This window comes from Dryocola clanedunensis (assembly GCF_038405435.1).
In the GTDB taxonomy this organism is placed as follows: Bacteria; Pseudomonadota; Gammaproteobacteria; order Enterobacterales; family Enterobacteriaceae; genus Dryocola; species Dryocola clanedunensis_A.
In genome coordinates this window covers 301-553 of sequence record NZ_JBBYHZ010000184.1, presented here as the reverse complement: position 1 = coordinate 553, position 253 = coordinate 301, and the positions used below count along the sequence as shown (strand labels likewise).

Annotated in this window: 1 protein-coding gene; it reads left to right on the top strand. The window is 69.2% G+C overall.

Features of this window, described 5'->3' with window-relative positions; translation table 11 throughout:
- A partial coding sequence (locus AAE045_RS24130; protein ID WP_455549826.1) for an ATP-binding protein occupies positions 1-253 on the top strand: 253 nt, incomplete at both ends.

Here is a 253-nt window from a genome sequence, read left to right as displayed (position 1 = left end):
ACGACGGCCGCGGCCTGAACCGCGACAAGATCCTGTCCAAGGCGCTCGAGCGTGGCCTGAGCGTGCCGGACAACCCCACCGACGCGCAGGTGTGGGACCTGATCTTCCAGCCGGGCTTCTCCACCGCCGATGCCGTCACGGATCTGTCGGGGCGTGGCGTCGGCATGGACGTGGTCCGCCGCAACATCCAGGCACTGGGTGGTGAGGTGCAGCTGGAAAGCCAGGCCGGCAACGGCACCCGCGTGCTGATCCG